At 42.0% G+C, this 21,491-nt stretch carries 21 protein-coding genes; 16 read left to right on the plus strand and 5 right to left on the minus strand.

Annotated features, from left to right (window positions below):
* Positions 1-40: 40 nt before the first annotated feature.
* Entirely contained in the window at positions 41-1,306 is a 1,266-nt protein-coding gene (locus GQY27_RS18840; RefSeq protein ID WP_160036799.1) for an MFS transporter, read from the minus strand.
* Positions 1,307-1,973: 667 nt separating this feature from the next.
* Between GQY27_RS18840 and GQY27_RS18845 the strand changes: the two genes are divergently transcribed.
* Positions 1,974-2,294 carry a winged helix-turn-helix transcriptional regulator gene (locus GQY27_RS18845; RefSeq protein WP_160036800.1) on the plus strand — a complete coding sequence of 107 codons (321 nt, stop codon included), beginning with the start codon at positions 1,974-1,976 and terminating at the stop codon, positions 2,292-2,294.
* 145 nt (positions 2,295-2,439) lie between these two features.
* On the opposite strand, the gene GQY27_RS18850 is transcribed toward GQY27_RS18845, so the two are convergent.
* Positions 2,440-2,691, minus strand: a complete 252-nt coding sequence (locus GQY27_RS18850; protein WP_160036801.1) for a GlsB/YeaQ/YmgE family stress response membrane protein — start codon at positions 2,689-2,691, stop codon at positions 2,440-2,442.
* 213 nt (positions 2,692-2,904) lie between these two features.
* Between GQY27_RS18850 and GQY27_RS18855 the strand changes: the two genes are divergently transcribed.
* From GQY27_RS18855 to GQY27_RS18865, 3 genes are all read left to right on the plus strand, one after another.
* The gene (locus GQY27_RS18855) at positions 2,905-4,569 is read left to right on the plus strand and encodes a sensor histidine kinase (protein WP_201450760.1); all 1,665 of its coding nucleotides are present in this window, start codon (positions 2,905-2,907) and stop codon (positions 4,567-4,569) included.
* Positions 4,570-5,298: a LytR/AlgR family response regulator transcription factor gene (locus GQY27_RS18860; RefSeq protein ID WP_160036803.1), complete on the plus strand. Its 729-nt coding sequence runs from the start codon at positions 4,570-4,572 to the stop codon at positions 5,296-5,298.
* Positions 5,299-5,427: 129 nt separating this feature from the next.
* Positions 5,428-6,684, plus strand: coding sequence for an L-lactate MFS transporter (locus GQY27_RS18865; RefSeq protein ID WP_160036804.1), 1,257 nt, complete (start codon positions 5,428-5,430; stop codon positions 6,682-6,684).
* A 93-nt stretch (positions 6,685-6,777) separates the two neighbouring features.
* Here GQY27_RS18865 and GQY27_RS18870 read toward each other — a convergent pair whose 3' ends face one another.
* The 3 genes from GQY27_RS18870 to GQY27_RS18880 all read right to left on the minus strand — a co-directional run bounded on the left by GQY27_RS18870 (position 6,778) and on the right by GQY27_RS18880 (position 9,102).
* The gene (locus GQY27_RS18870; protein WP_160036805.1) at positions 6,778-7,242 is read right to left on the minus strand and encodes a hypothetical protein; all 465 of its coding nucleotides are present in this window, start codon (positions 7,240-7,242) and stop codon (positions 6,778-6,780) included.
* 169 nt (positions 7,243-7,411) lie between these two features.
* Positions 7,412-8,038, minus strand: coding sequence for a uridine kinase (gene udk, locus GQY27_RS18875; RefSeq protein ID WP_160036806.1), 627 nt, complete (start codon positions 8,036-8,038; stop codon positions 7,412-7,414).
* Positions 8,039-8,211: 173 nt separating this feature from the next.
* On the minus strand, positions 8,212-9,102 hold the full coding sequence (locus GQY27_RS18880; RefSeq protein ID WP_160036807.1) for an NAD(P)-dependent oxidoreductase: 891 nt from the start codon (positions 9,100-9,102) through the stop codon (positions 8,212-8,214).
* 113 nt (positions 9,103-9,215) lie between these two features.
* On the opposite strand from GQY27_RS18880, the gene GQY27_RS18885 reads away from it, so the two are divergent.
* From GQY27_RS18885 to GQY27_RS18940, 12 genes are all read left to right on the plus strand, one after another.
* On the plus strand, positions 9,216-9,806 hold the full coding sequence (locus GQY27_RS18885) for a DJ-1/PfpI family protein (protein ID WP_160036808.1): 591 nt from the start codon (positions 9,216-9,218) through the stop codon (positions 9,804-9,806).
* Positions 9,807-10,109: 303 nt separating this feature from the next.
* Positions 10,110-10,910, plus strand: coding sequence for an ABC transporter permease (locus GQY27_RS18890; RefSeq protein WP_201450761.1), 801 nt, complete (start codon positions 10,110-10,112; stop codon positions 10,908-10,910).
* Between the two features lie 122 nt (positions 10,911-11,032).
* On the plus strand, positions 11,033-11,818 hold the full coding sequence (locus tag GQY27_RS18895; protein WP_160036820.1) for an ABC transporter permease: 786 nt from the start codon (positions 11,033-11,035) through the stop codon (positions 11,816-11,818).
* 102 nt (positions 11,819-11,920) lie between these two features.
* A complete protein-coding gene (locus tag GQY27_RS18900; RefSeq protein WP_160036809.1) occupies positions 11,921-12,988 on the plus strand; it encodes an ABC transporter substrate-binding protein in 1,068 nt (355 codons plus the stop codon).
* A gap of 48 nt (positions 12,989-13,036) precedes the next feature.
* The gene (locus GQY27_RS18905; protein ID WP_160036810.1) at positions 13,037-14,653 is read left to right on the plus strand and encodes an FAD-dependent oxidoreductase; all 1,617 of its coding nucleotides are present in this window, start codon (positions 13,037-13,039) and stop codon (positions 14,651-14,653) included.
* Positions 14,650-15,009: a 4Fe-4S dicluster domain-containing protein gene (locus tag GQY27_RS18910; RefSeq protein WP_160036811.1), complete on the plus strand. Its 360-nt coding sequence runs from the start codon at positions 14,650-14,652 to the stop codon at positions 15,007-15,009. The genes GQY27_RS18905 and GQY27_RS18910 overlap by 4 nt, the downstream gene beginning before the upstream one ends.
* A gap of 53 nt (positions 15,010-15,062) precedes the next feature.
* Positions 15,063-15,677 (plus strand): nitroreductase family protein, encoded by a 615-nt coding sequence (locus tag GQY27_RS18915; RefSeq protein ID WP_236570658.1) that lies wholly within the window; start codon positions 15,063-15,065, stop codon positions 15,675-15,677.
* Positions 15,678-15,848: 171 nt separating this feature from the next.
* The gene (gene lpdD, locus GQY27_RS18920) at positions 15,849-16,193 is read left to right on the plus strand and encodes a prenylated flavin chaperone LpdD (protein ID WP_160036812.1); all 345 of its coding nucleotides are present in this window, start codon (positions 15,849-15,851) and stop codon (positions 16,191-16,193) included.
* A 157-nt stretch (positions 16,194-16,350) separates the two neighbouring features.
* Positions 16,351-18,492, plus strand: coding sequence for an alpha-amylase family glycosyl hydrolase (locus GQY27_RS18925; protein ID WP_160036813.1), 2,142 nt, complete (start codon positions 16,351-16,353; stop codon positions 18,490-18,492).
* A gap of 73 nt (positions 18,493-18,565) precedes the next feature.
* Positions 18,566-19,507: a hypothetical protein gene (locus tag GQY27_RS18930; RefSeq protein WP_160036814.1), complete on the plus strand. Its 942-nt coding sequence runs from the start codon at positions 18,566-18,568 to the stop codon at positions 19,505-19,507.
* Between the two features lie 484 nt (positions 19,508-19,991).
* Positions 19,992-20,633 (plus strand): TetR/AcrR family transcriptional regulator, encoded by a 642-nt coding sequence (locus GQY27_RS18935; protein WP_160036815.1) that lies wholly within the window; start codon positions 19,992-19,994, stop codon positions 20,631-20,633.
* Positions 20,630-21,316, plus strand: coding sequence for an MBL fold metallo-hydrolase (locus GQY27_RS18940; RefSeq protein WP_160036816.1), 687 nt, complete (start codon positions 20,630-20,632; stop codon positions 21,314-21,316). Before GQY27_RS18935 ends, GQY27_RS18940 begins: the two co-directional genes overlap by 4 nt.
* Positions 21,317-21,491 lie beyond the last annotated feature (175 nt).

The following is a 21,491-nucleotide window of genomic DNA, read 5'->3' on the forward strand; positions in this document are numbered from 1 at the left end:
TAGTTTGCCCGCAGTCTTTTTTATTTTATCCGAAAGAGGATTAGTTAAATGCACCTGCTTTTTCAAGCTTTTTCTTCCCATTAAACGCGAGGATAATCATGAGGATATTTATAACCATCATACAAGCAATGCCAATTAACACAGGAGTGTAAGAACCCGTTGCATCGTAAATATATCCATATCCAGGCAAGGCAACAATTCCTGCTACAGCGAGTCCTAGAGCTACGATTGCATAGATCTGACTGTATTCTTTATTACCGAACAAAGCCGATGTCAGCAGGGGTCCAAGTGTTCCAATCGATGAAACTACAAATCCGAAAATCACCATTGCAATAGAGAACATCACTGAGTTATCAGCAGATGTTAATAGAATGGTCACAGGAACTAGACCTAGGATCATAGCAAAAATAGCTGTGTTTCTCGCACCAATCTTATCGGTTAAGAATCCGAAAGCTAAAGCGCCAAGTAATGCTCCGACCATCCATCCCGCCATCGCGTTACTTGCAAATATTCCATCATAACCAAGTTGTTTTACTGCAAAGGTTGGAACGTGTTGAGCAAAACATCCAATGGCAGTAATAAAGAATAGGAAGGCAATTAATGCATAGAGTGCAGACGATCTCTTCGCTGCTCCAAATGAAACTCCTTTTTCAAGTACAGGTGTTTTCGATTCATCTTCTTCAGTAACTTCATCTGCGCCATAAGGCTGCAGACCTTTTTCTATTGGCGACATTCGAAGTGCGAAAAATACAACAGGAATGACGATGATGATAACAGCCACACCAATGATAATGTAAGTATTTCTCCAGCCCTCATTAGCTAATAAGTTACCAATGATAGGTTGAAGCACTGCGCCCAAACCGCCGGATACAGCCATCATAATACCGATCATCAGACCTTTATTCTTCTTAAACCAATTGTTAATCAGTACGGGTCCTGCCATCTGGGTAAGAAAAACAGCGCCAATAGCCATGGGAATTGAGAACAAATACCAACCCCATACAGAGCTCATGAACCCGAACATTGCAAATGAACCAGCTTGTAGTACAACCGCAATCATGAGTAGACTGCGGAGATTGTACTTAGCCATCATCTTACCAGCGAAGGGCAGGAAGATCATAGTAACAATGGAAGCAATACTAAAGTAGATGTTTAAGTCTCCCATACGAATACCTAAATCCTGTGTAACGGGCGTCAGGAATAGTCCGCCTGAGCTATTGAGGCCGCCTCTTGTTAATCCAACCATGATGGATACGCCTACTAGTATCCACCAAGCAAAGTGGATTTTTTTCTTATTTTTAATCATGCTGTCTCCTTAATTCCCTCTTAGGGTATGTATAAGTCTAATTTTTTTATGTAGTTTTGTGAAAAGATGCATTACGAGGTAAAGAAACAGATTTAGTTTAAATAGATAGTCATTCTAATCATTCAGCGACTTTTATCACAATCACAAAGAAGTCTTTAAAGTCCATAAAAATCATCGTGAGGCTATAATGCTGATTATTACTATAGGGTGCTTTTTAGATAAATAAGCTTTCTGGTTCTGTGTTTTTAATGCTAATTTGTCAGAGATCATCGACACTTTACCTTCTAGTTACTTCGTTTGATTCAATATCCTTCGTCTAATAGGTGTTGTAAGCGGTTTTAAAACTATTACAGAATTCATGCTGTCTTTGCGTTGCATTAAACCTTGTACTTTCTAATGTGACAAACCAATATGCTCCTATAGCTACACCCCTTACTTATAATGGATTTTAGGTAACTTTTTATGTACGAGTTACTTTACATAACCATATTAACCCCTCGCTAAATCTGTGTCAATCTTGTGAACCTAAATAAAAAGCGGTACTTGTCAAGATTTTAGAGTTAAAAAAATTGTGGTAGAATAATATAAATAGGTTATTTAATGTTACTAAGTTATATATTCTCACATAAGGTAATAAAAGTATTGCAAGTACTTGGAGGTGCATGTTGTGACTGGGCGAAATGATACACAGGAGGCATGTAATAAAGTCGAAGAAGGATATAATTTTTTAGGTAAGAAGTGGGTTGGAATTATTATTCATACCTTATCGAAAGAGCCAAAGAGATTTAGTGAAATTTTAGGTGCTATTCCTGACTTGAGTAAGCGGATGTTGAATGAACGCATGAAGGAATTAGAGGATTATGGTATTGTAATTCGAAACGTGATAACAGATCGCCCTGTTAGAACACAATATTCATTAACCCGAAAGGGAAACGAGCTGGGAGTTACACTTCGAGTGTTCGAAAAATGGGCTGAGAAATGGATGTAAACTTAGATGTTCTGGGATATCAAAAAAAACAAACCCGAGGTCTCCTAGAGACTTCGGGTTTGTTTAGAGAGTTCAAACTCTCTCTGGTACTATGGTAATTATAATATCAGTAATGTAATGAATAAAGATCTTACGATGTTTCTCCTTATGCTCTTCTTGTACTTCGAAGAATAAGACTAAGAATAGCAACGAGAACGATCGCACCAATCAGTGCAGGGAAGATATAGAATCCACCTGTTTCAGGTCCCCATTCTCCGAGTAGAAGACCACCAAGCCAAGCCCCTACAAAACCAGCGATAATATTACCAACAATACCGAATGGAATATCCTTGCCGACGATTAGACCTGCTAACCAACCAATAATACCACCAATAATTAACGCCCATAACCAACCCATATTTAACATCACCTTTCCATTGTTTTTCGTTTGCTGTTGATTTTATAACCGCATAATCGAAGTTCTAATCATAAACAGAAAAATAATTTAAATTTTGGGTGGTTTCTTAGTAAGGTTCAATGGCATTAAACAAGAGTTTTTCTGTGGTACAATAACAAAATGTAAGGGTATGGAACGGATCGCTATTTTATATTTGGAGAGTGATGGAACGTCATGCAGGAGTCTTTGTTAATGTTGCTTCAGCTGTTAGAACGCGCAGCTCTTTTGCTGATGTGTTTATTTGTGCTGACACGAATACCAGGATTTAAAGCTTTCTTTGGGCAAAGGGAAAAAACGGGATATGAACTTATTCTAGCAACCATCATTTTCAGCGGGTTTGCCTTATTTGGTACCTATAGCGGTATTAATGTTGAAGGTTCGCTTGTGAATGTGCGAATCATTGCCATCTTATCGGGCGGGATCCTATTTGGCCCTTGGGTCGGTCTTGCCACAGGGATTATCTCCGGGATTCATCGTTTTTTGATTGATATCGGGGGTGTTACTTCCTTGCCTTGCCTGATTACGAGTATTACAGCAGGGTTCGTGTCAGGACAAATATATCGTATTACATCACGGGAACGCAGATGGAAGATGGGGATCATCGCCGGTATGGCATGTGAAGCGTTAACGATGATTTTAATTATCGTATTGGCTGAGCCTACTTCGCTTGGTGTGGTTATCGTTTCTCGGATTGGCCTTCCCATGATTGTCAGCCAAGTCAGCGTGGGTCTTATTGTCATGCTCGTACAGAGTGTTGAAGGGGAGAAAGAACTAGTCGCAGCCAAACAGGCTAAACTATCCCTCGATATTGCGAATAAAACATTGCCTTATTTTCGAAGCATCACTCCAGATTCGCTTCATACCATTTGTCACATTATCAAGGATGAAATTGGCGCAGATGCAGTGTCGATCACCGATACGAAGCAGATTCTAGCTTATATTGGCGTGGGTGAGGAGTACTATAAGGAGCAGCATGCCATCATCAGTGAGGAAACGAAAAACACGCTGAAAAGCGGGGAAATCATGATACGTAACAATGATGCAGAGCATACGAACCCTTTTATTAAATCCCTGATTATTATTCCGCTGAAAGAAAAGGGAGAAGTAACCGGAGCCCTCAAGATTTATTATGCGAAGGCACATAAAATTACGGATTCCCTGCAAGCGCTGGCAGTAGGATTGTCGCAGATGATCTCTACACTCATGGAAGTGTCAAGAGTAGAGGGAATTAAAATAATGGCAAATAAAGCAGAGCTGAAGGCACTTCAGACGAAGATTAATCCTCATTTTCTATTTAATGCGCTGAATGCCATCGCTTCTTCTATTCGTACTGATCCTGATAGAGCGAGAGAATTGATTGTAAACCTGTCTGGTTATATGCGTTTTAACCTGGAGCTTAGTGATGAGATAATTGATATCCGCAAAGAACTTGAGCAAGTTAACCATTACGTAGAGATTGAGAAAGCTAGATTCGGGAATCGGCTTGAAGTGGAATATGATATTGACGAAGTAGAAGTGTGCATCCCAAGCCTTATTATTCAGCCGCTTGTTGAGAACGCAATAATCCATGGTATTCTGAAGGTTAAGGGGCCGGGGAAAGTGACGATTTCGGTCAAGGATCTCGGAGAAAATGTAAGGATTAGCATCACGGATACAGGAGCGGGAATAGCACCGGAGATTATCCGAAATGTGTACAGTGACAATATGCCTGATAACAAAATTGGACTATATAATGTGCATCAGCGTGTGAAACTTATCTATGGTGAAGGTCTTCGTATCTGCCGGTTAGAGCAGGGGACAAGTATAGATTTTGATGTGACAAAAAGAGGTGTTCAGTAAATGAGAGCAATCATCGTGGAAGATGAAGTATTAGCCAGGCAAGAGCTGCGTTATTTAATAGAAGCACATAGCAAGATCAAGGTAGACGCTGAGTTTGAGGATGGTCTGGATGCTCTGAAATTTTTGCAGAGTCAAGAGGTTGACGTCTTGTTCTTAGATATCAATATTCCTTCAATTGACGGGGTGTTGCTTGCCCATAATATCAGTAAGTTTTCTGTTAAACCTTACATCGTCTTTATTACAGCATATAAGGAACACGCAGTGGAAGCATTTGAAGTAGAGGCCTTTGACTATATTCTCAAACCTTACAGTGAGTCCCGCATCACTTCTATGCTGGAAAAACTGGAAACGGCATATATAGGACAGCGCAGAGCGATGCCGGAACAACATACGCCTTCCATTACAAAGGTGAATCTATATAAAAACGAAAAGATCATGGTTGTTGATGCAGACGATATTTATTATGCGGTAGCTCAAGAGAAGACAACAGAGGTCGTGACGAAGAACGAGAAATACATGATGCAACTCAGTATCAGCGAATTTTATGAGCGCCTTCCTAAAGAGGTCTTTTTCCGCTGTCACCGTTCCTATCTTGTGAACACAGAGAAAATTAAAGAGATTGTCCCATGGTTTAATAATACATATTTACTTCGGTTAAGTGAGATTGATGCTGAAATCCCTGTCAGCCGCAGTAAAGCTAAAGAGTTCAGGCAACTTATGCGACTATAGAGGCATTTCATTCCGAATTCAGGTTATTTCATTCCTGTTTTCGCTTTTCCTTGAATGTAAGCGCTAAAATAAGAGTGTGTTAAGAGCTCAAGTACACTTACATTAGACAAAAGAAAGAAGGAAAGCAACATGAATGGAAAACCTGTAAATCGCCTTCTTATTGTTCTTGGTACCGTTATTATGCAGATGGGGCTTGGAACCATCTATACATGGAGTTTATTTAATTCACCGCTTGTTGACAAATTCGGATGGGAACTCAGTTCGGTTTCCATTACATTTTCAATAACCAGCTTTGCGCTCGCCTTTTCCACTCTCTTTGCAGGGAAGATACAAGAGAAAATTGGTCTTCGCAAATTGACAGCTGCCGCCGGTATTCTGCTTGGTATTGGATTAATCCTTAGTTCGCAAGCAAGTTCACTGGCTTCTCTGTATATTCTAGCTGGCGTAATTGTCGGATTCGCCGACGGTACGGCGTATATAACTTCTTTATCCAATCTTATGAAATGGTTCCCTGATCGAAAAGGACTTATCTCTGGTATCTCCGTTGGGGCATATGGTACAGGAAGTCTTATCTTTAAATATGTTAATGGTGGTTTGATTCATTCCGTTGGTGTTTCTCAAGCATTCCTGTATTGGGGACTCATTGTCATGGCTATGATCTTAGTGGGTTCGATGCTCGTAAGAGAAGCATCAGTAGAACCCGAAGAAGCTAAGGTTGGCTCTAAAACGCAGACAACAACCTCAAAAGCAGCAGTTCCTGTGCAGGTGAATTATACAGTGGGAGAGATGCTTCGCACGAAACAAGCATATCTGCTGTTTGTTATCTTCTTCACTGCTTGTATGAGTGGATTATATTTAATTGGTATTGTAAAAGATATCGGTGTTCAGCTAGCCCATCTTGATGCAGCGACGGCAGCTAATGCGGTAGCTCTTGTTGCTATCTTTAATACAGCAGGGCGACTTATTCTTGGAGCATTGTCTGATAAAGTCAGCCGCTTAAAACTAGTGGGCTGCACACTGGCTGTAACGGCAGCATCCGCAGTCGTACTTAGCTTCGTTCCATTAAACTTTGGATTGTTCTTCGCTTGTGTAGCAGCGATTGCATTCTGTTTTGGAGGTAATATTACCGTATTTCCAGCGATAGTAAGTGACTTCTTTGGACTAAAAAATCAAACCAAAAACTATGGCGTTATCTATCAAGGTTTCGGGATTGGTGCACTGTCCGGTTCGTTTATCGCTGCAATGATGGGCGGTTTTCAGTCAACCTTCATCGTTATTGGCGGACTATGTGTAATCTCCGTCCTGATTGCTATGACAATGAATCCTCCACTGAGCAAGAAAGCAGAGAAAGAGGCAGCATTCAAAGCTTACAAACGTACAGCTTAAAAACCTATAAAACAAATAAACATCCTCCGATGGTAACCACACTGGGGGATGTTTATTTGTTATTGCACCATTTTTAGTGCTGTTACAGAACGGTTATATGGTCTTGTTCATTCGCTTCGAACGCCTCTCTGCCAACAGGGTGAAGAGTAGAATCATTGCATAGTAAAGTAAATGAAAGCTGATCATTCCGGTGATTTCATAAGATGTATTTATAAATAATTGGCTAAAACCAACAATGGTGCCATAGAAGGGGAATAACAGAATAAAAGTGGTAGTGGAATCTTGATTATAGGTGTAAAGCAACAAAAAAAATGCCAGTCCGCCAAGCCAGTAGATAGAAGTTATAATCATGAAATCGATCCGATGATTTCTCATCGATATCGAATAGAGCAGCCAGGTAAGCAAGAAGAGAGCTGTAAAGACATAGATTCCAGCACTGTTTTCCCCGTAGGAAATGGACCAGAGAATATTCATCCCTCCAAAGCAGAAATGGATCATAAACATAAACATGAGATGCATAGGGTACATAGCCCATCGTTCTGAGGGACTCATTTTCATCGTAATTCCCACCCTTACTAGTCACTTATATTTACTTCTACACTTAACTTATAAACAACAGTAATGGGCAGGAAGTTGCATTAGATATGAAAAAGGAGAGGCTCCACAGCCTTTTTCAGGCAAGAAAGTCTCTCCTTTTATTTGTTTTACACAATTAATTAACGGGCTGTCACCAATTTTTTTCGCCAGACAGATATTTTTCCGTAAGGACAGTCAGAAGCTGAATGCCTACTTGGTTGTGTCCACCCTCAGGAATAATAATGTCAGCATACTTCTTAGAAGGCTCAATAAATGCTTCATGCATCGGTTTTACCGTTGCGAGGTACTGCTGATGAATGGACTGAATGGTCCGTCCACGTTCCTCAATATCACGCACAACACGACGCAGAATCCGTACATCGGGATCAGAGTCTACAAATACCTTAATGTCCAGCATCGCGCGCAGGTTTTCATCTGAAAGAACATGTAATCCTTCTATAATGATGATATTGTTTGGTTTTAGCTGGACTGTCTCTGATGCAGAACGTGCATGTATTGTAAAATCATAAACAGGAGCAAAGGCAGTTTGTCCATTTTTAAGAGCATTTAAATGCTGAATTAACAGCTCATTATCAAACGCAAACGGATGGTCATAGTTAGTGAGCTCACGCTCAGCCAAACTAAGATGAGCCTGATCTTTATAGTAGTTGTCCTGAGATATAAAAGTCACTTTACTCGAACCTAGACGTTCAATAACGGAACGAGCTACTGTTGTTTTACCTGAACCGGTTCCCCCGGCAATACCAATAATCAGCATGCGATACCATAAACCTCCCTAGAATAATTGCCAGAGCAATTTCAGTATTGTAGCATAGAAGGTCCTTTTTTTCATCTAATAGGCGCATAAAGGGAAGATTAGGCAGTTCTTATGCCTTTATATCTTTGCCCGATGATATCGGAATTATGTCCCTCCCTTGTACAAAGATAGATTTAGTTGCTGAATTTCATATAGTACTGATATAAGATTTGCGTTCCTTTATCGTCGTATCCAAGGTCTGATAACTCTTCATACAAAGACTTGGCCAAAGCAAGACCCGGTGTCTGCAGCCCCATCTCTTCTGCCGAAGATAGAGCAATACCCATATCTTTAATAAAATGTTTGACGAAAAATCCAGGTTCATGGTCGCCTGCTATCATTCGCGGACCAAGATTGCTTAGTGACCAGCTTCCTGCGGCGCCTGTCTCAATACTTTTCAATACGGTCTCAGGATCCAGTCCTGAAGTTTTTGCATACGCTATTGCTTCACAGACACCCATCATATTGGATGCAATCGCGATTTGGTTACACATTTTTGTGTGTTGACCAGCTCCTGCAGGTCCCTGGTATACAATATTTTCGCCCATCAGTCCAAAGATGGGGCTAACTGCTTCATAATCTGCTTTCTCTCCGCCGACCATGATGGATAGTTTGGCATTCTTCGCACCAATATCTCCACCTGATACTGGCGCATCAAGAGCATGCATCCCTGACTTCAAAGCTTCTTCATGGATTCGTGCCGCGAGCTGTGGACTAGATGTCGTCATATCAATCAGATAAGCTCCCGAAGGAGCGTTTGCTATGATTCCAATTTCTCCAAGATAAATTTCTTCCACGTCTTTGGGGTACCCTACCATAGTAATAATCACCTCGCATGCTGCTGCAAGGCTTGCCGGTGACTCATGCCAAGTTGCACCTTGCTTGATCAATTCTTCTGCTTTGGCGGCAGTTCTTGTGTAGACATGAAGAGGATAGCCGGCTTTTTGCAGATGCCCTGCCATGCTTTTGCCCATAACTCCGGTACCGATAAATCCTACAGTTGTTTGCTCTGGTGATACAATCATTTATTTTCCTCCTGGGTGCATTGGTTTTGATTTTCATCTATCCTTTATTTTTCGTATTATATCCCTTTTTTTGCTAAGGTTCTATGAAGAAAGCAGAAAGGGAGACGATCCTTATGAAGCGGATTTGTTTGTTGTTGCCAAATGGATTTGAAGCAATAGAAGCCAGTGTATTTACCGATGTGCTTGGTTGGAACCATCTGGAGGGGGATGGGACTACGGAACTCATAACCGTAGGAACGAGAGACACACTAGCGTGTACGTGGAATTTCAAGGTGACACCAGAATTGTTAATTAACCATGTTAGTGCGAATGATTTCGATGTATTAGCGATCCCAGGCGGATTTGAAGAAGCGGGTTATTTTGAGGATGCCTTCAGGGAAGATGTGCTGGAGCTGGTACGCGAATTTAACCGTCAGAAAAAGATCATTGCGACGATCTGTTTAGCAGCGCTGATCCTGGGAAAAAGCGGGGTTCTCGATGGAAGAAACGCCACAACATACAATTTGAGTAATGGAAAAAGACAGGCCCAACTTGCTAAGATGGGCGCAAAAATCATTCCTGACGAGCCGATTGTTATCGACGATAATCTAATCACTTCATCAAGTCCGTCAATGGGTTTTGATGTAGCGTTCCTTCTGCTCGAGAAGCTAACTTCTAAGGCGAATACAAAGGAAGTAAAACGACTAATGGGCTTTATTTCATAGCAGCAAGGGTATAGAAATTTTCGCTACTTAATCAGATGTGAAATAATCAATTTTATTTCCGTTGACAAAGAATGGAAAAGGTGTTATTTTGAATTTACTTAATCCCCATTGGATTAATATGAAATTCATAAACCGACTGTTCATACAGAGGTATTGCACGCGTCAGCCGCGTAGCGATACCTCTTTTTTTGTGACAACATACCGTTGTCATGACATATCGACCGTACTTGCGGAGATATCCTGCTAGCCTGCATAAGGCGGCAAGGTATTTTCGCTATTTTAGGTTGGAGAGGGGAAATCAGATTGAGCAGTATTACAGTCACGACTTCAAAGCAGAGTCCAGGGAAATGGAGCCTCTTGGGGCTTGGTCTTATTATTCCTGTATCCGTACTTCTAGTATGGCAGCTTCTTGGATTTTACGGTGTGATCTCTGAATTATTATTTCCAACCCCATTTGCAATCGGTAAAGCACTAATCCAGCTAACCCTATCAGGGGATTTATGGGGACATTTTAAAGTGAGTATCATGCGAGCGTTCGCTGGTTTTCTGCTTGGTGGAAGTCTAGGGTTTATTTTGGGACTCCTGGTAGGTTTATTTAAAACCTCAGAAAGGTTTCTTGATCCATCGATTCAGATGATAAGAATGATTCCAAGCTTAGCTGTAGTACCTCTTTTTATTCTCTGGTTTGGAATTGGTGAAGAATCAAAGGTATTACTTATCGCCAAAAGTGCATTTTTTCCCCTCTACATCAATACTTTTATGGGAATTCGCGGGGGAGATAATAAGTTATTTGAGGTAGCTAAGGTTCTTGGCTTCAACAAATGGAAGCAAATCGTAAGACTTGTGATTCCAGGAGCATTGCCAAACATTTTGCTCGGTGTAAGGTTATCGATTGGCCTTTCCTGGCTTGGACTAGTCGTAGCCGAACTGATTGCTTCTACATCAGGAATTGGATATATGATGTCCGACGCCAGGCAATTCGCTGACACCCCGGTCGTTTTTGTCGGCATCATTATTTTCGCTTGTGCGGGTTTGGCTACGGACGGGCTCGTAAGGCTGGTTGAGGCTCGTATGCTGCGATGGAAAGATACATATGGTGGCTAGGGAAATAGAAAGGGAGGATGGAAATGAACGAGCGGGCAGATCCGATACTGCAGCATAAGGCAAATAGGCCAAGTAAGATTCAAGGCACAGTCACAGCAAACCATCACAAGGGGTATCGGCCAATGAATATCCGGAAGTGGAAGAGGAAAAAGGGAGCTGATCTAGCCGCTGCGCTGCTTATTCCGCTGATTGTCATTGCAGTATGGCAATATGCAGCGGGTGAGGGCTATATCTCTTCTCTATTTTTACCGACTCCGTTCTCCATTGCTCAGGAATTTTCTCATCTCATTGCTACAGGAGAAATCTTTCATCATTTAGGGATTAGCATGTATCGTGCGTTTATTGGATTTCTTGCAGGATCCTTTCTAGGATTAGCGCTTGGCACCCTTACAGGTTTTTCGCGAATTGCCTCATATCTTGTGGATCCGAGTATTCAAGTCTTGCGGCTTGTTCCGCATCTTGCCATTGCCCCTCTCATTATTCTGTGGTTCGGATTTGGGGAGATATCCAAAGTTGTCATTATTACAAGCGGCGCTTTTTTTCCACTCTATATCCATACCTACACGGGAATTCGAAACGTCGATAACAAACTTTATGAGGTAGGAGAGGTGCTGGAATTCAGCTTGAAGCAAAAACTGATGCGACTCATTCTTCCTGCAGCTTTACCGAGTATTTTGCTTGGTGTCCGTTTGTCGCTGGCTGTCTCCTGGATTGGACTTGTTGTAGCAGAACTTATTGGTTCTAAGTCAGGGGTTGGATTCCTTATTAATCAGGCAAAGCAAAATTCAGATACAGAGGTTATATTTGTCGGCATTATCATTTTTGCTGCCGTAGGTAAGCTGATCGACTCTATGATGCGGATTTTAGAGAAAAAGCTGCTTCACTATCGGGATAGTTATCTGGGCTGATCCTAAGATACAAAGAAAAATGACGAAGAAAAGCATGAATAATGTAATCAATGTTTTCATTTATCAGCTTACGCTAATCGAAACGAAGAGGAGCCATTAGATATGATTAATAAGTTTCTGAAATCGAAGAAAAGAAGCAGTATACTACCCCGAAGGCTGTTTATAGCGGGATTGTTCCTAAGTTTATTATTACTCCAAGCCTGCAGTAATATAGGAGGAGAAAGCACAGATGCTAAGCCAGGTGCTCAGACATCAGCTACGAAAGCTGACACTGCAGATGCCAAGGGAAACGTAAAACCAGTACTGAACTTCGGGTTTATTGGCACGAATGATCTTAATTTACCTGGTGGACCTGAAGGTTGGGGCCTCCATAAAGGGATTATTCAGGAGGAGCTAAAGAAACACGGGATTACTGAAGTCAAATGGACGGGTTTCCCTAACGGACCCGATTTAACAGAGTCTCTTATCAGCGGTCGTCTTGATTTTGGGAGCATGGGAGATACCCCTTCCATTATCGCCTATGCATCCGGAGCTAAAATCCGTCTTATTACACAGGGATCAACTAATTCGATTGGCTATCTAATAGGAAAAAAGGATGGACCAAAGACTCTTTCGGAGTTGAAGGGAAAAACGATTGCCATTCAAAAAGGCTCTTTTATGCATCGATATGTGGTTGGATTACTGCAAGATGCAGGTATAACGGATTATAAACTCGTGCACATGCTGATTCCCGATGCTAAGGCAGCCCTTGCAAGGGGCGATGTAGATGCAATGACAAACAATACTACTCAGGGGGCATTAGAACAGATCGAGGCAGGATTTATCCGTCTTGATGATGCCACAAAACATCCCCATCTGAGAGGAAGCGGAACTACAGTAGCAGCGGATGAGTATCTTGCCTCTTTTCCTGATTTTCCAAAAGTATGGAATGATGCCCGTAAAAAGGCGCTCGCTGACCTGAAGCAGCATGAAGAAGAGTATTACGAGTTCATAGCTCAGTTGCAAGGTCAATCCGTGGAGATCGTGAAGCAGACGAATCCAATAAGTGCGATTAAGGAAGAACCGTTTACAGAGGATGGGCTGAAACTGCTGGAGGGAACAAAAGACTTCCTCGTGGAGGAGAAACTGGCGAAAAGGAATTTTGAAATTAACGATTGGGTACTCAAATAAGGGAGGCGAAGAGTCACTCTATAAGTGGAAGGAGAGGAGGGAACGAAGATGCCAAATGACCATGATGTGAAGTTGACCGCAGATGTACTTGTATTAGGTGGAGGTCCATCGGGTGCCTGGGCTGCTTGGAGTGCGGCCTCTCAGGGAGCTAAGGTTGTTCTCGCTGATAAAGGGTATCTTGGTTCGAGCGGGGCGACGGCTCCAGGAGGGACAACGCTTCTTGTTATACCTGGTGTATCCGAACTTAGAGAAAAGGCTGTACAAACTCGTCTGAAGGATGGAGGTTATTTATCTGAGGCAGAATGGATCTACCGTGTACTTGAGCAAATAGAACATAACCTCACGCTGATCGAGGAATGGGGGTACCCTTTTCCAAAAGATTTAGATGGAACCACACTTCGTACTCATCTGCATGGACCTGAATATATGAAACTCATGAGAAAAGTGGTCCGTAAAGCTGGGGTTACGATTCTGGATCAGTCCCCTGCCCTGGAGTTACTCGTCGATGAACATGGTGTCGGAGGAGCAAGGGGGGTCAACCGAATAACCGGTGCTGACTACGAAGTTCGAGCGAACGCGGTCATTATTGCGACAGGTGGGTGTACGTTTCTTAGTAGAGGACTTGGCTGCAATGTGCTGACGGGTGAAGGGTTATTAATGGCAGCCGAGACAGGTGCAGACCTATCTGGTATGGAATTTAGCAGGCAGTACGCACCAAGCTTTGCTGACGGAAGTGTAACGAGAGGGCGAATGCTTGCTTGGTCGAGTCTGTATGATAAGAATGGTGAGCGTATTCGATCGGGCGAACGCACTCCTGGCAGTATGCAAAAGCTGCTCCTTGAAGGTCCGGTATATGCTTCGTTAGATCTAGCAGATACAGAAGAGAAGCGTGCGTTCTTACGCAGTGCACATCCAATTTTTTTCATGCCTTTGGAACGAGCCGGCATTGATCCGTTTCGTGATAAATTTCCTTTGACACTGCGTTATGAAGGGACCATGAGAGGTACGGGAGGGATTCGTATAACAACGAGTAATTGCGAAACGACGGTTCCTGGATTATATGCAGCAGGAGATGCGGCTTCTCGGGAAAAAGTGATGGGAGCAATGACTGGAGGCGGATCATATAACGCATCTTGGGCCATATGCAGCGGAACTTGGGCAGGGGAAGGAGCGGCCGCGTATGCCCTTGCGAACTCTAGAAATGCAGACACACGCTCGCTTCTACCCGCGGGCAGATATGGACTAGTAAGTACGCAGAGTGAACAGAAGAGTGAGCTGTCTATAAAGCACATGATCTCATCTATACAAAAAGAAGTTTTGCCGCTTGAAATTAACTTCTTCCGAAGCGAACCTGTCATTAGGGAATCGTTAGATCGATTACATTCTCTTTTCCCTTCACTCAATGGTCTAAGGACTTCCACGGTTCAAGAACGAGTGAAATCAAGAGAGTCGGCTGGAATGCTAGCCGCTGCGAGATGGATGTATACTGCGGCACTCGTTCGCAAAGAAACAAGAGGACTCCAGGCGCTTAAAGAATATCCCTATATGGACCCGCTTCAAACCCACCGCATCATTTTATCAGGCATTGATGATATCCGCCAAAGTGTGGAGCATGCTCCTCATGCTCATGAAATGTTGCCTGAAAAGGAGTGGCAAAGCTCGTGATTGAACTTGTGAGTACAGATCGCTGCATAGGCTGCAAAATGTGTGTTAAGGTATGCCCGACGAATGTATTTGAAATGAATGATTCACTTGCTTTTATTGCAAGACAGGAAGATTGCCAGACCTGTTTTATATGTGAAGCCTACTGTCCTGTAGATGCATTATATGTGGCACCTCAAGCGGAAGTTTCGGTAGAGGTAGATGAGGAGGAGCTTCGCAGTTCAGGACTGCTAGGCAGCTGGAGATCGGAGATTGGCTGGAACAAAGGTGCAACTTCTACAATGGCGGAAAGAGACACGACTCCTTTTTTTGAAGTTTTTACAGAGAAATATCGCATCCTTCCTGGAACAAAACAATAATAATAACAGAAATGATTTTATATGATCTTATCTAATCAAAGGAGCTGGTTATAGTGAGCACAAAGGAAACGGGAATTTCCGAAGACATCTCGGTGTATCGAAATGCTGAATACCCAGTAGATCCTTTATTTATCGAACGCTGGTCTTCCCGATCTTTTGCAGATAAATCCGTGTCAAGCGAGACTCTATATACCGTGTTAGAGGCTGCTAGATGGGCACCTTCATCCAGTAATCTTCAGCCATGGCGTTTTGCTGTGGCACAAACGGAGGAAGAGCATACCTTATTTCAGCAGTTTATACTGCCAGGGAACCGTCTTTGGACGGATAAAGCTCCTGTACTTATCTTGATTGCGTCAGATAAAAGAAGAGATGATAGCGGAGAAATCAACAGTGCCCATAAGTTTGATGCAGGAACAGCCTGGGGTTATTTATCCATACAAGCCAATCTCCTAGGTCTTTCTACAAGAGCAATTGGTGGATTTAATCATGAAAAAGCAATTGAGGTTCTGGGACTCCCAGAATATATTGAACCGCATGCAGTTGTTGCACTGGGTTACCAAGGGACGCTTGATCAGCTGGATGAAAAATTTCACGACAAGGATAAGCCAACAGGCCGCCGTAAGCTAAGTGAAAGCATCTTGAAGATCAGGGGGTTGACCGAAGAGTAAAGGATAGGGGAGCAAATTCTATATGTAATGAATGACCGGATAGCAGGTGTTAGGCAGTGCTCTGTTTTTAAAGAGTGCTGCTTTTTTTGTGATTTCTATAGCAGAATACATATCTTGATCCAGGTAGGCTCATTTTAGATATATAGGATGAGAGATAGGAGTGAGTTATTAATGATTGTGCTCGAAAAAAAATCAGGACGAATTCATCTACAGCTACAGGCCATTTTTATGGGTGAGGATGTAGTCGTACTTATTACGGGCGGAGATCGTCCGCACCTTGGTACCATTACAGCGGGGGCTCGTCTAGAACCACTTCAAACGATTCAATTACAGACGCATAAGGAATTTTATATTACAGAAGAAATTGCTGTACGGCTGCGCAAATCATTTCGTGGTAACTTTGCAATTTGCTGCGGTGCCCATCTCGACCAGATTACAAAAGAAGAAATTCCACTTCTAACAGAACTAGCGGTTCAGTTAGGAGATGAATTAATACAGAAGCTGAGTACAAGCTAAAAAAGGTTGAATTTTTATTCCTTATGTTTTTACTCTCTACTTTTGACTTAATAGTTCTTAGTGAATCAGTTTTGATTTTATACCATTGATTTTAGGAAATCATGTTTTTAATAAATAGGGCTAGATCACAAGTTATCCAGCAGAGGAGTTAAATCACATGGGGAAAAAAGAGCTGTTGTACCAAGATGCGAAAACAAACGTAGTACGTAAACCAGGCGATTGGAAAGTGTTCGATCAGAGGTATGCATACAGCGGGAACGATTTAGGGGCGACTTACCATTCAGGCAAAGTAACTTTAAAACTATGGGCACCCCTTGCAGAAGCAGTTACTGTTTACTTATACGATAAAAATGATGACACCCAGCTTGTAGGTCAGTTTCCTCTTATTAAAGAAGATCGCGGGGTGTGGACTATCCATCTATTGCCTTCACAGCTCGGTACAGATGATTTATGCGGATACTTTTATCAGTACGAAGTAACAAATGAAGGAATCGTCCGAAAAGTATTGGACCCTTACGCCAAATCAATGGCTCCGTCGAGGGTTAATACTACAGGAGATGCGGGAAGTGATGACGACAGAATAGGGAAAGCGGCAATCGTAAATCTCGCAAAAACGGCTCCTGATCAATTTGATTTTGCACATATAGAAGGTTATAAGAAAAGGGAAGACGCGATAATATGGGAAATCCATGTACGAGATTTTACTTCTGATCCAGCTATAGAAGGTGAACTTTCAGCAAGGTGGGGTACATATAGAGCTTTCGTAGATAAGCTTGATTATATTCGATCTCTTGGAGTGACACATGTACAACTGCTGCCTGTGATGGCTTGGTATTATGGTGACGAGACCAAAATGGGGGAGAGGGAACTCCATCATTCCGCTATAAACAATGAGTACAACTGGGGCTATGATCCTAAGCATTATTTTTCGCCCACTGGAGCTTATTCTGAGAATCCAGCAGATCCTCTGCTTCGCATTACAGAACTGAAAATGCTGATTCATGCGATTCATCAGGCAGGAATGGGTGTGATTTTAGATGTGGTTTATACGCATATGGCCATTGTGGACTTCCTGAATAATATCGTACCTGGGTATTTTGCTTGGCAGGATGCAGATGGTGAGTTTATTGGAGCATTTGGCAACAATCTAGCTACAGACCGTGCTATGGCTGAGAAGCTGCTCGTTGATTCGGTCAAATACTGGTTTAGCGAGTATAAAATTGATGGAATGCGCTGGGATATGATGGGGGATGCAACGTATCCTGCCGTACAAATGGCGTACGATGAAGCTGCTCGTATCCATCCAAGCCCGCTGTTTATTGGTGAAGGGTGGCGTACTTTTGCAGGGGACAAGCATGATGCGTCTCTAAAAGGAATGGCCGCAGATCAAGACTGGATGGATAAAACGGACAATGTGGGTGTGTTCTCCGATGAGATGCGTAATGAGCTCAAGTCAGGTTTTGGATCTGAGGGAGAACCTCATTTTTTGACAGGTGGAGCTAGGAATATAGAGTTAATCTTCAAAAATATAAAGGCACAGCCATCTAACTTTCCGACCGACAGTCCGGGAGATGTGGTGCAGTATATCGAAGCTCATGACAATCTAACCCTCTATGATGTGATTGCTATCTCGATTCATAAAGATCCAAAGGTAGCTGAGCACGATGAAGAAATTCACCAGCGTATTCGGATCGGAAACGTGTTGCTGTTGACCTCACAGGGGACCGTATTTATACACGGTGGTCAGGAATATGGGCGGACGAAGCAATGGGAAGCGGCAGGTCAGCCAGAGGATAAATATAATGAACTTACGGATAGCAAAGGCAAGGTAGTGGGTTATTTTATCCATGATTCCTGTGATTCATCGGATGCAATTAACCGGTTTGACTGGGCAAAAGCGACGGATCTTACAAGCTACCCAGTAAATCATATAACCCGTGAACATATGAAGGGCCTTATTCAGCTGCGTAAGTCATCGGATGCTTTTCGATTAGGAGATCATGCTCTTATTGATCAAAATGTAAACCTAATTAAGTCTCCTGATATTACTAAGGAGGATTTGGTGATTGCATATAGCTGTGCTTCCAGCAACCTTAGTGAGTATTATCATGTCTTTGTGAATGCAGATGACAAGTCAAGAAGACTTAGACTAACGAGAGACTTTTCCGAATTAGATGTTATTGTCGATCAGTCAAGAGCAGGCATTCATCATTTGAAAGATCCAAAAGGATTGCAATGGATAGATAAAGGTATCATTCTTGAACCTCTAACCGCGATTGTTCTTAGAGAGCGTAAGTAGATGGCAATGCAGGATAACATGGCACTCTTCCCGTATTGTTAGATACAACAGTCTTAATGGAGGGTGCCATAATATGAAGGAACAAGATGAAGCGATTAGAATGAACTTTGGTAAATATGAGATTCCGAGTGATCTAAAACGTCTAATGGAGCTGGATCAATGGCATGAAATAAAGGGGAATATGAAGGTTTTAGATTCAACAATTGGTTTAATACCAGAAATCGGAGGGTTCCGCTACTACTGTACTCCATGTGATGTGGTGGTGTTTGGATCAAATGGCTGTGATGGGATTCATTACGGGTTCCTCACTGATTTCGGTACAGTAGACAATTTGGACGAGGCCCCCATTGTTTGTATCAGCCCCATGGATTTTGGACATACGAATAGGCTCATCGCTCGTAATTTTCGTGATTTCCTTAGTATCCATTTGGATAACAGTGAATTATTTTATAACGATTTCGAGAGTGAAGATGCTTACCTGAAGCAAGTTACTGAATGGAAGCGTGAAGAAGAAGAGATTCCTTATGGTGATACACCAGAAGAGAAACAGTATGCAGAAGAAGTAAAAGCAATGCTGCGTACTACTTTTGAACTTCCTGTTATTGACCGCCCTTATGAGTATATACGTGCTTTACAAGAAGAACGAATAAAACAGGCTTGTGTTCTAACTAGGGAATCCCTCCATGTTGTTCTGCCAAATAGATTCGGTACAGCATCAGACGATGAGAAGCAATGGTTAGAACAAATCGAGAGTAGAGATGAAGCTGCTGTTCAAGCATTTTTAGAAAAAGCCAGCCCTCCAGCTGTCCTTGGGATTGCACGTGAGGTAGGAGCCCAAGCGGATCATCCCTCACTGCTTAATGTAGAATATTTTTTGAAAAAGCACGGGTTTCATGATGAGGCTGTGCGATTAAGATATCAATTGCCGTTATTGGAACTGCCAAAACCGCTTGAAAAAGCTGAGTTCACATCGTTTGTTATCGTTGGGGGAAATCACATCATTGAAGAGGAATAAGATTTTCAAAGTAGACATTGTAGTTATTAAAATGAACCAAATTAACCCAATGAACTCAATGAACTCAATGAACTCAATGAACTCGATGAACCTAATGAACGTGTAAAATAGCTAGATGCGGATATGGCGAAAATAGATACGATGAATAGAATCCGAACATGGGGCTGTATTTCGGTGTAATTTTTGCCCAGATTCGTTCCCAGTTACCAGACCCTGTTTTATCACTTCTACGGTTTTGTCCATCTTGGAAAACAATCGCTTTTCTAAAAGACGATCGTGAATTATAGATCGTGAATTATAGATCGTAAATTACAAATGGTAAATTACGATCATGAATAACAGATAACGAATTACGAAAACAAGCAGGGGGTGTAGAACTCACTTTGCTTGTTTTTATTTTTCTATATACAACAATACATCCAGTATATTACAATATAACCACTGGTTACTAACCTATGGTTATAAAAAGAGGAGGATTATCTTCATGGGAAGGAGTCAAGCCCAACGATCTGAGGAAACAAAACAGGCTATTTTAGCGGCAGCAGCTACCTTGTTTTCAGAAAGAGGATATGATTCTGTCACAATGCGTGAAATTGCAAAAACGGCAGGATGTTCTCACACTACGATCTATATCTATTTTAATGACAAAGAGGCATTACTCCATGCGTTATCTTTACCACCACTTTCCGTATTGAAAGAGAAGATGCAGGATGTACTCGATGATCAAGATATTTTGCCGAAGGAACGAGTCATTCAGTTGAGCGTTCTGTTTATCACTTTTTGCTTACAGCATCGGAACATGCATGCTCTCTTTTTTGGTGCTAATACAGAGAGGGTGGACCTTAAAGAGTCAGCGATCCCACTTACAGAAACTCGCAATCATCTTTTCCGAATGCTCCAAACTGCAATTCAGCAAAACTTCTCTTTACACAAAGGAGACGAAAGAATCCTCACCTTTACTCGGATTTACTATTATATGCTCCATGGAATCATCTCCACCTACGTGTACTCTAAAGAAAGTATGGAAGAATTATATGAACGTCTAGAAAGGACATTTAACTTAGCGTTTGAGACGCTGCTGCTCGGGTTTGATGAGAATATAAGAGAAGGGAATAGTGAATCATGAAGATTGAACAAATCTCAGATCATATTTGGACACTAAAAAGCTGGATGTTCTTTGAGTGCCGCGTATGGATTGTTGCCAATCAAGAGGGAATTGGCGTTACTTTAGTGGATGCGGGTATAGGCAGGATGGCTAAAGACATACTAGCTTTTGTAAAGAAATTAGATAAAGGCCCTATACAGCAAATTCTTTTAACGCATGGTCATTCAGATCATGTAGGATCTGTCTTAAAAATAGTGGAGAGCACCAAGGCACCTGTATATGCACATCCAATAGAAATTCCTTACCTGGAAGGCGACTTGCCCTACCTAAGAAGAAAAAAGGCAGAGCAGACTTTGCCTAAAGATGTAGTCCGTCCCTTTTATATAGAAGAAGATGGTCAGCTTCCTTCCTTTGGAGCGCTGCAAACTTACTTAGCGCCGGGTCATTCTCCAGGTCATGTTGTATATTTTCATGAACAGGATCAGGTCCTGCTCGCAGGTGATTTATTTACATCCAAAAAGGGGAAACTAACTAGACCGATGAAGATGTTTACGGGCGATATGCATGAAGCGGTCCAAAGCAGTCGTATCGTTGAAAAACTAAAGCCGGTTAGATTAGAAGTATGTCACAGTGGTCCCGTCTTTGATCCTGCGAAACAGATTGCTTCTTATATAGAGGAATGGTCTAGTCTACAGAAAAACTGAATATAGCAGTTTTTTTATAAAGAACCTACTATAAAAACTATAGAAGAAATAGATTGTAATTGATGCCTTGTACTCTTCGAACCATTACCCAAAAATGGGCATTAAATTTTTTCGAAAAAGGACTTGCATAATTAATATCAGCATGGTATATTCTAATTCCGGCCAAGAAGTTAGC

Origin of the sequence: Paenibacillus sp. An7, from assembly GCF_009870785.1 — a bacterium.
Lineage (GTDB): Bacteria > Bacillota > Bacilli > Paenibacillales > Paenibacillaceae > Paenibacillus.

What these genes read in the sequence shown, in the direction of transcription:
- GQY27_RS18840 (WP_160036799.1), bottom strand. Translation starts at nt 1,306, where the DNA reads ATGATTAAAAATAAGAAAAAAATCCACTTTGCTTGGTGGATACTAGTA.
- GQY27_RS18850 (WP_160036801.1), bottom strand. Translation starts at nt 2,691, where the DNA reads ATGGGTTGGTTATGGGCGTTAATTATTGGTGGTATTATTGGTTGGTTA.
- GQY27_RS18855 (WP_201450760.1), top strand. Translation starts at nt 2,905, where the DNA reads ATGCAGGAGTCTTTGTTAATGTTGCTTCAGCTGTTAGAACGCGCAGCT.
- GQY27_RS18860 (WP_160036803.1), top strand. Translation starts at nt 4,570, where the DNA reads ATGAGAGCAATCATCGTGGAAGATGAAGTATTAGCCAGGCAAGAGCTG.
- GQY27_RS18865 (WP_160036804.1), top strand. Translation starts at nt 5,428, where the DNA reads ATGAATGGAAAACCTGTAAATCGCCTTCTTATTGTTCTTGGTACCGTT.
- GQY27_RS18870 (WP_160036805.1), bottom strand. Translation starts at nt 7,242, where the DNA reads ATGAAAATGAGTCCCTCAGAACGATGGGCTATGTACCCTATGCATCTC.
- udk (WP_160036806.1), bottom strand. Translation starts at nt 8,038, where the DNA reads ATGCTGATTATTGGTATTGCCGGGGGAACCGGTTCAGGTAAAACAACA.
- GQY27_RS18880 (WP_160036807.1), bottom strand. Translation starts at nt 9,102, where the DNA reads ATGATTGTATCACCAGAGCAAACAACTGTAGGATTTATCGGTACCGGA.
- GQY27_RS18885 (WP_160036808.1), top strand. Translation starts at nt 9,216, where the DNA reads ATGAAGCGGATTTGTTTGTTGTTGCCAAATGGATTTGAAGCAATAGAA.
- GQY27_RS18895 (WP_160036820.1), top strand. Translation starts at nt 11,033, where the DNA reads ATGAATATCCGGAAGTGGAAGAGGAAAAAGGGAGCTGATCTAGCCGCT.
- GQY27_RS18900 (WP_160036809.1), top strand. Translation starts at nt 11,921, where the DNA reads ATGATTAATAAGTTTCTGAAATCGAAGAAAAGAAGCAGTATACTACCC.
- GQY27_RS18905 (WP_160036810.1), top strand. Translation starts at nt 13,037, where the DNA reads ATGCCAAATGACCATGATGTGAAGTTGACCGCAGATGTACTTGTATTA.
- lpdD (WP_160036812.1), top strand. Translation starts at nt 15,849, where the DNA reads ATGATTGTGCTCGAAAAAAAATCAGGACGAATTCATCTACAGCTACAG.
- GQY27_RS18925 (WP_160036813.1), top strand. Translation starts at nt 16,351, where the DNA reads ATGGGGAAAAAAGAGCTGTTGTACCAAGATGCGAAAACAAACGTAGTA.
- GQY27_RS18930 (WP_160036814.1), top strand. Translation starts at nt 18,566, where the DNA reads ATGAAGGAACAAGATGAAGCGATTAGAATGAACTTTGGTAAATATGAG.
- GQY27_RS18935 (WP_160036815.1), top strand. Translation starts at nt 19,992, where the DNA reads ATGGGAAGGAGTCAAGCCCAACGATCTGAGGAAACAAAACAGGCTATT.
- GQY27_RS18940 (WP_160036816.1), top strand. Translation starts at nt 20,630, where the DNA reads ATGAAGATTGAACAAATCTCAGATCATATTTGGACACTAAAAAGCTGG.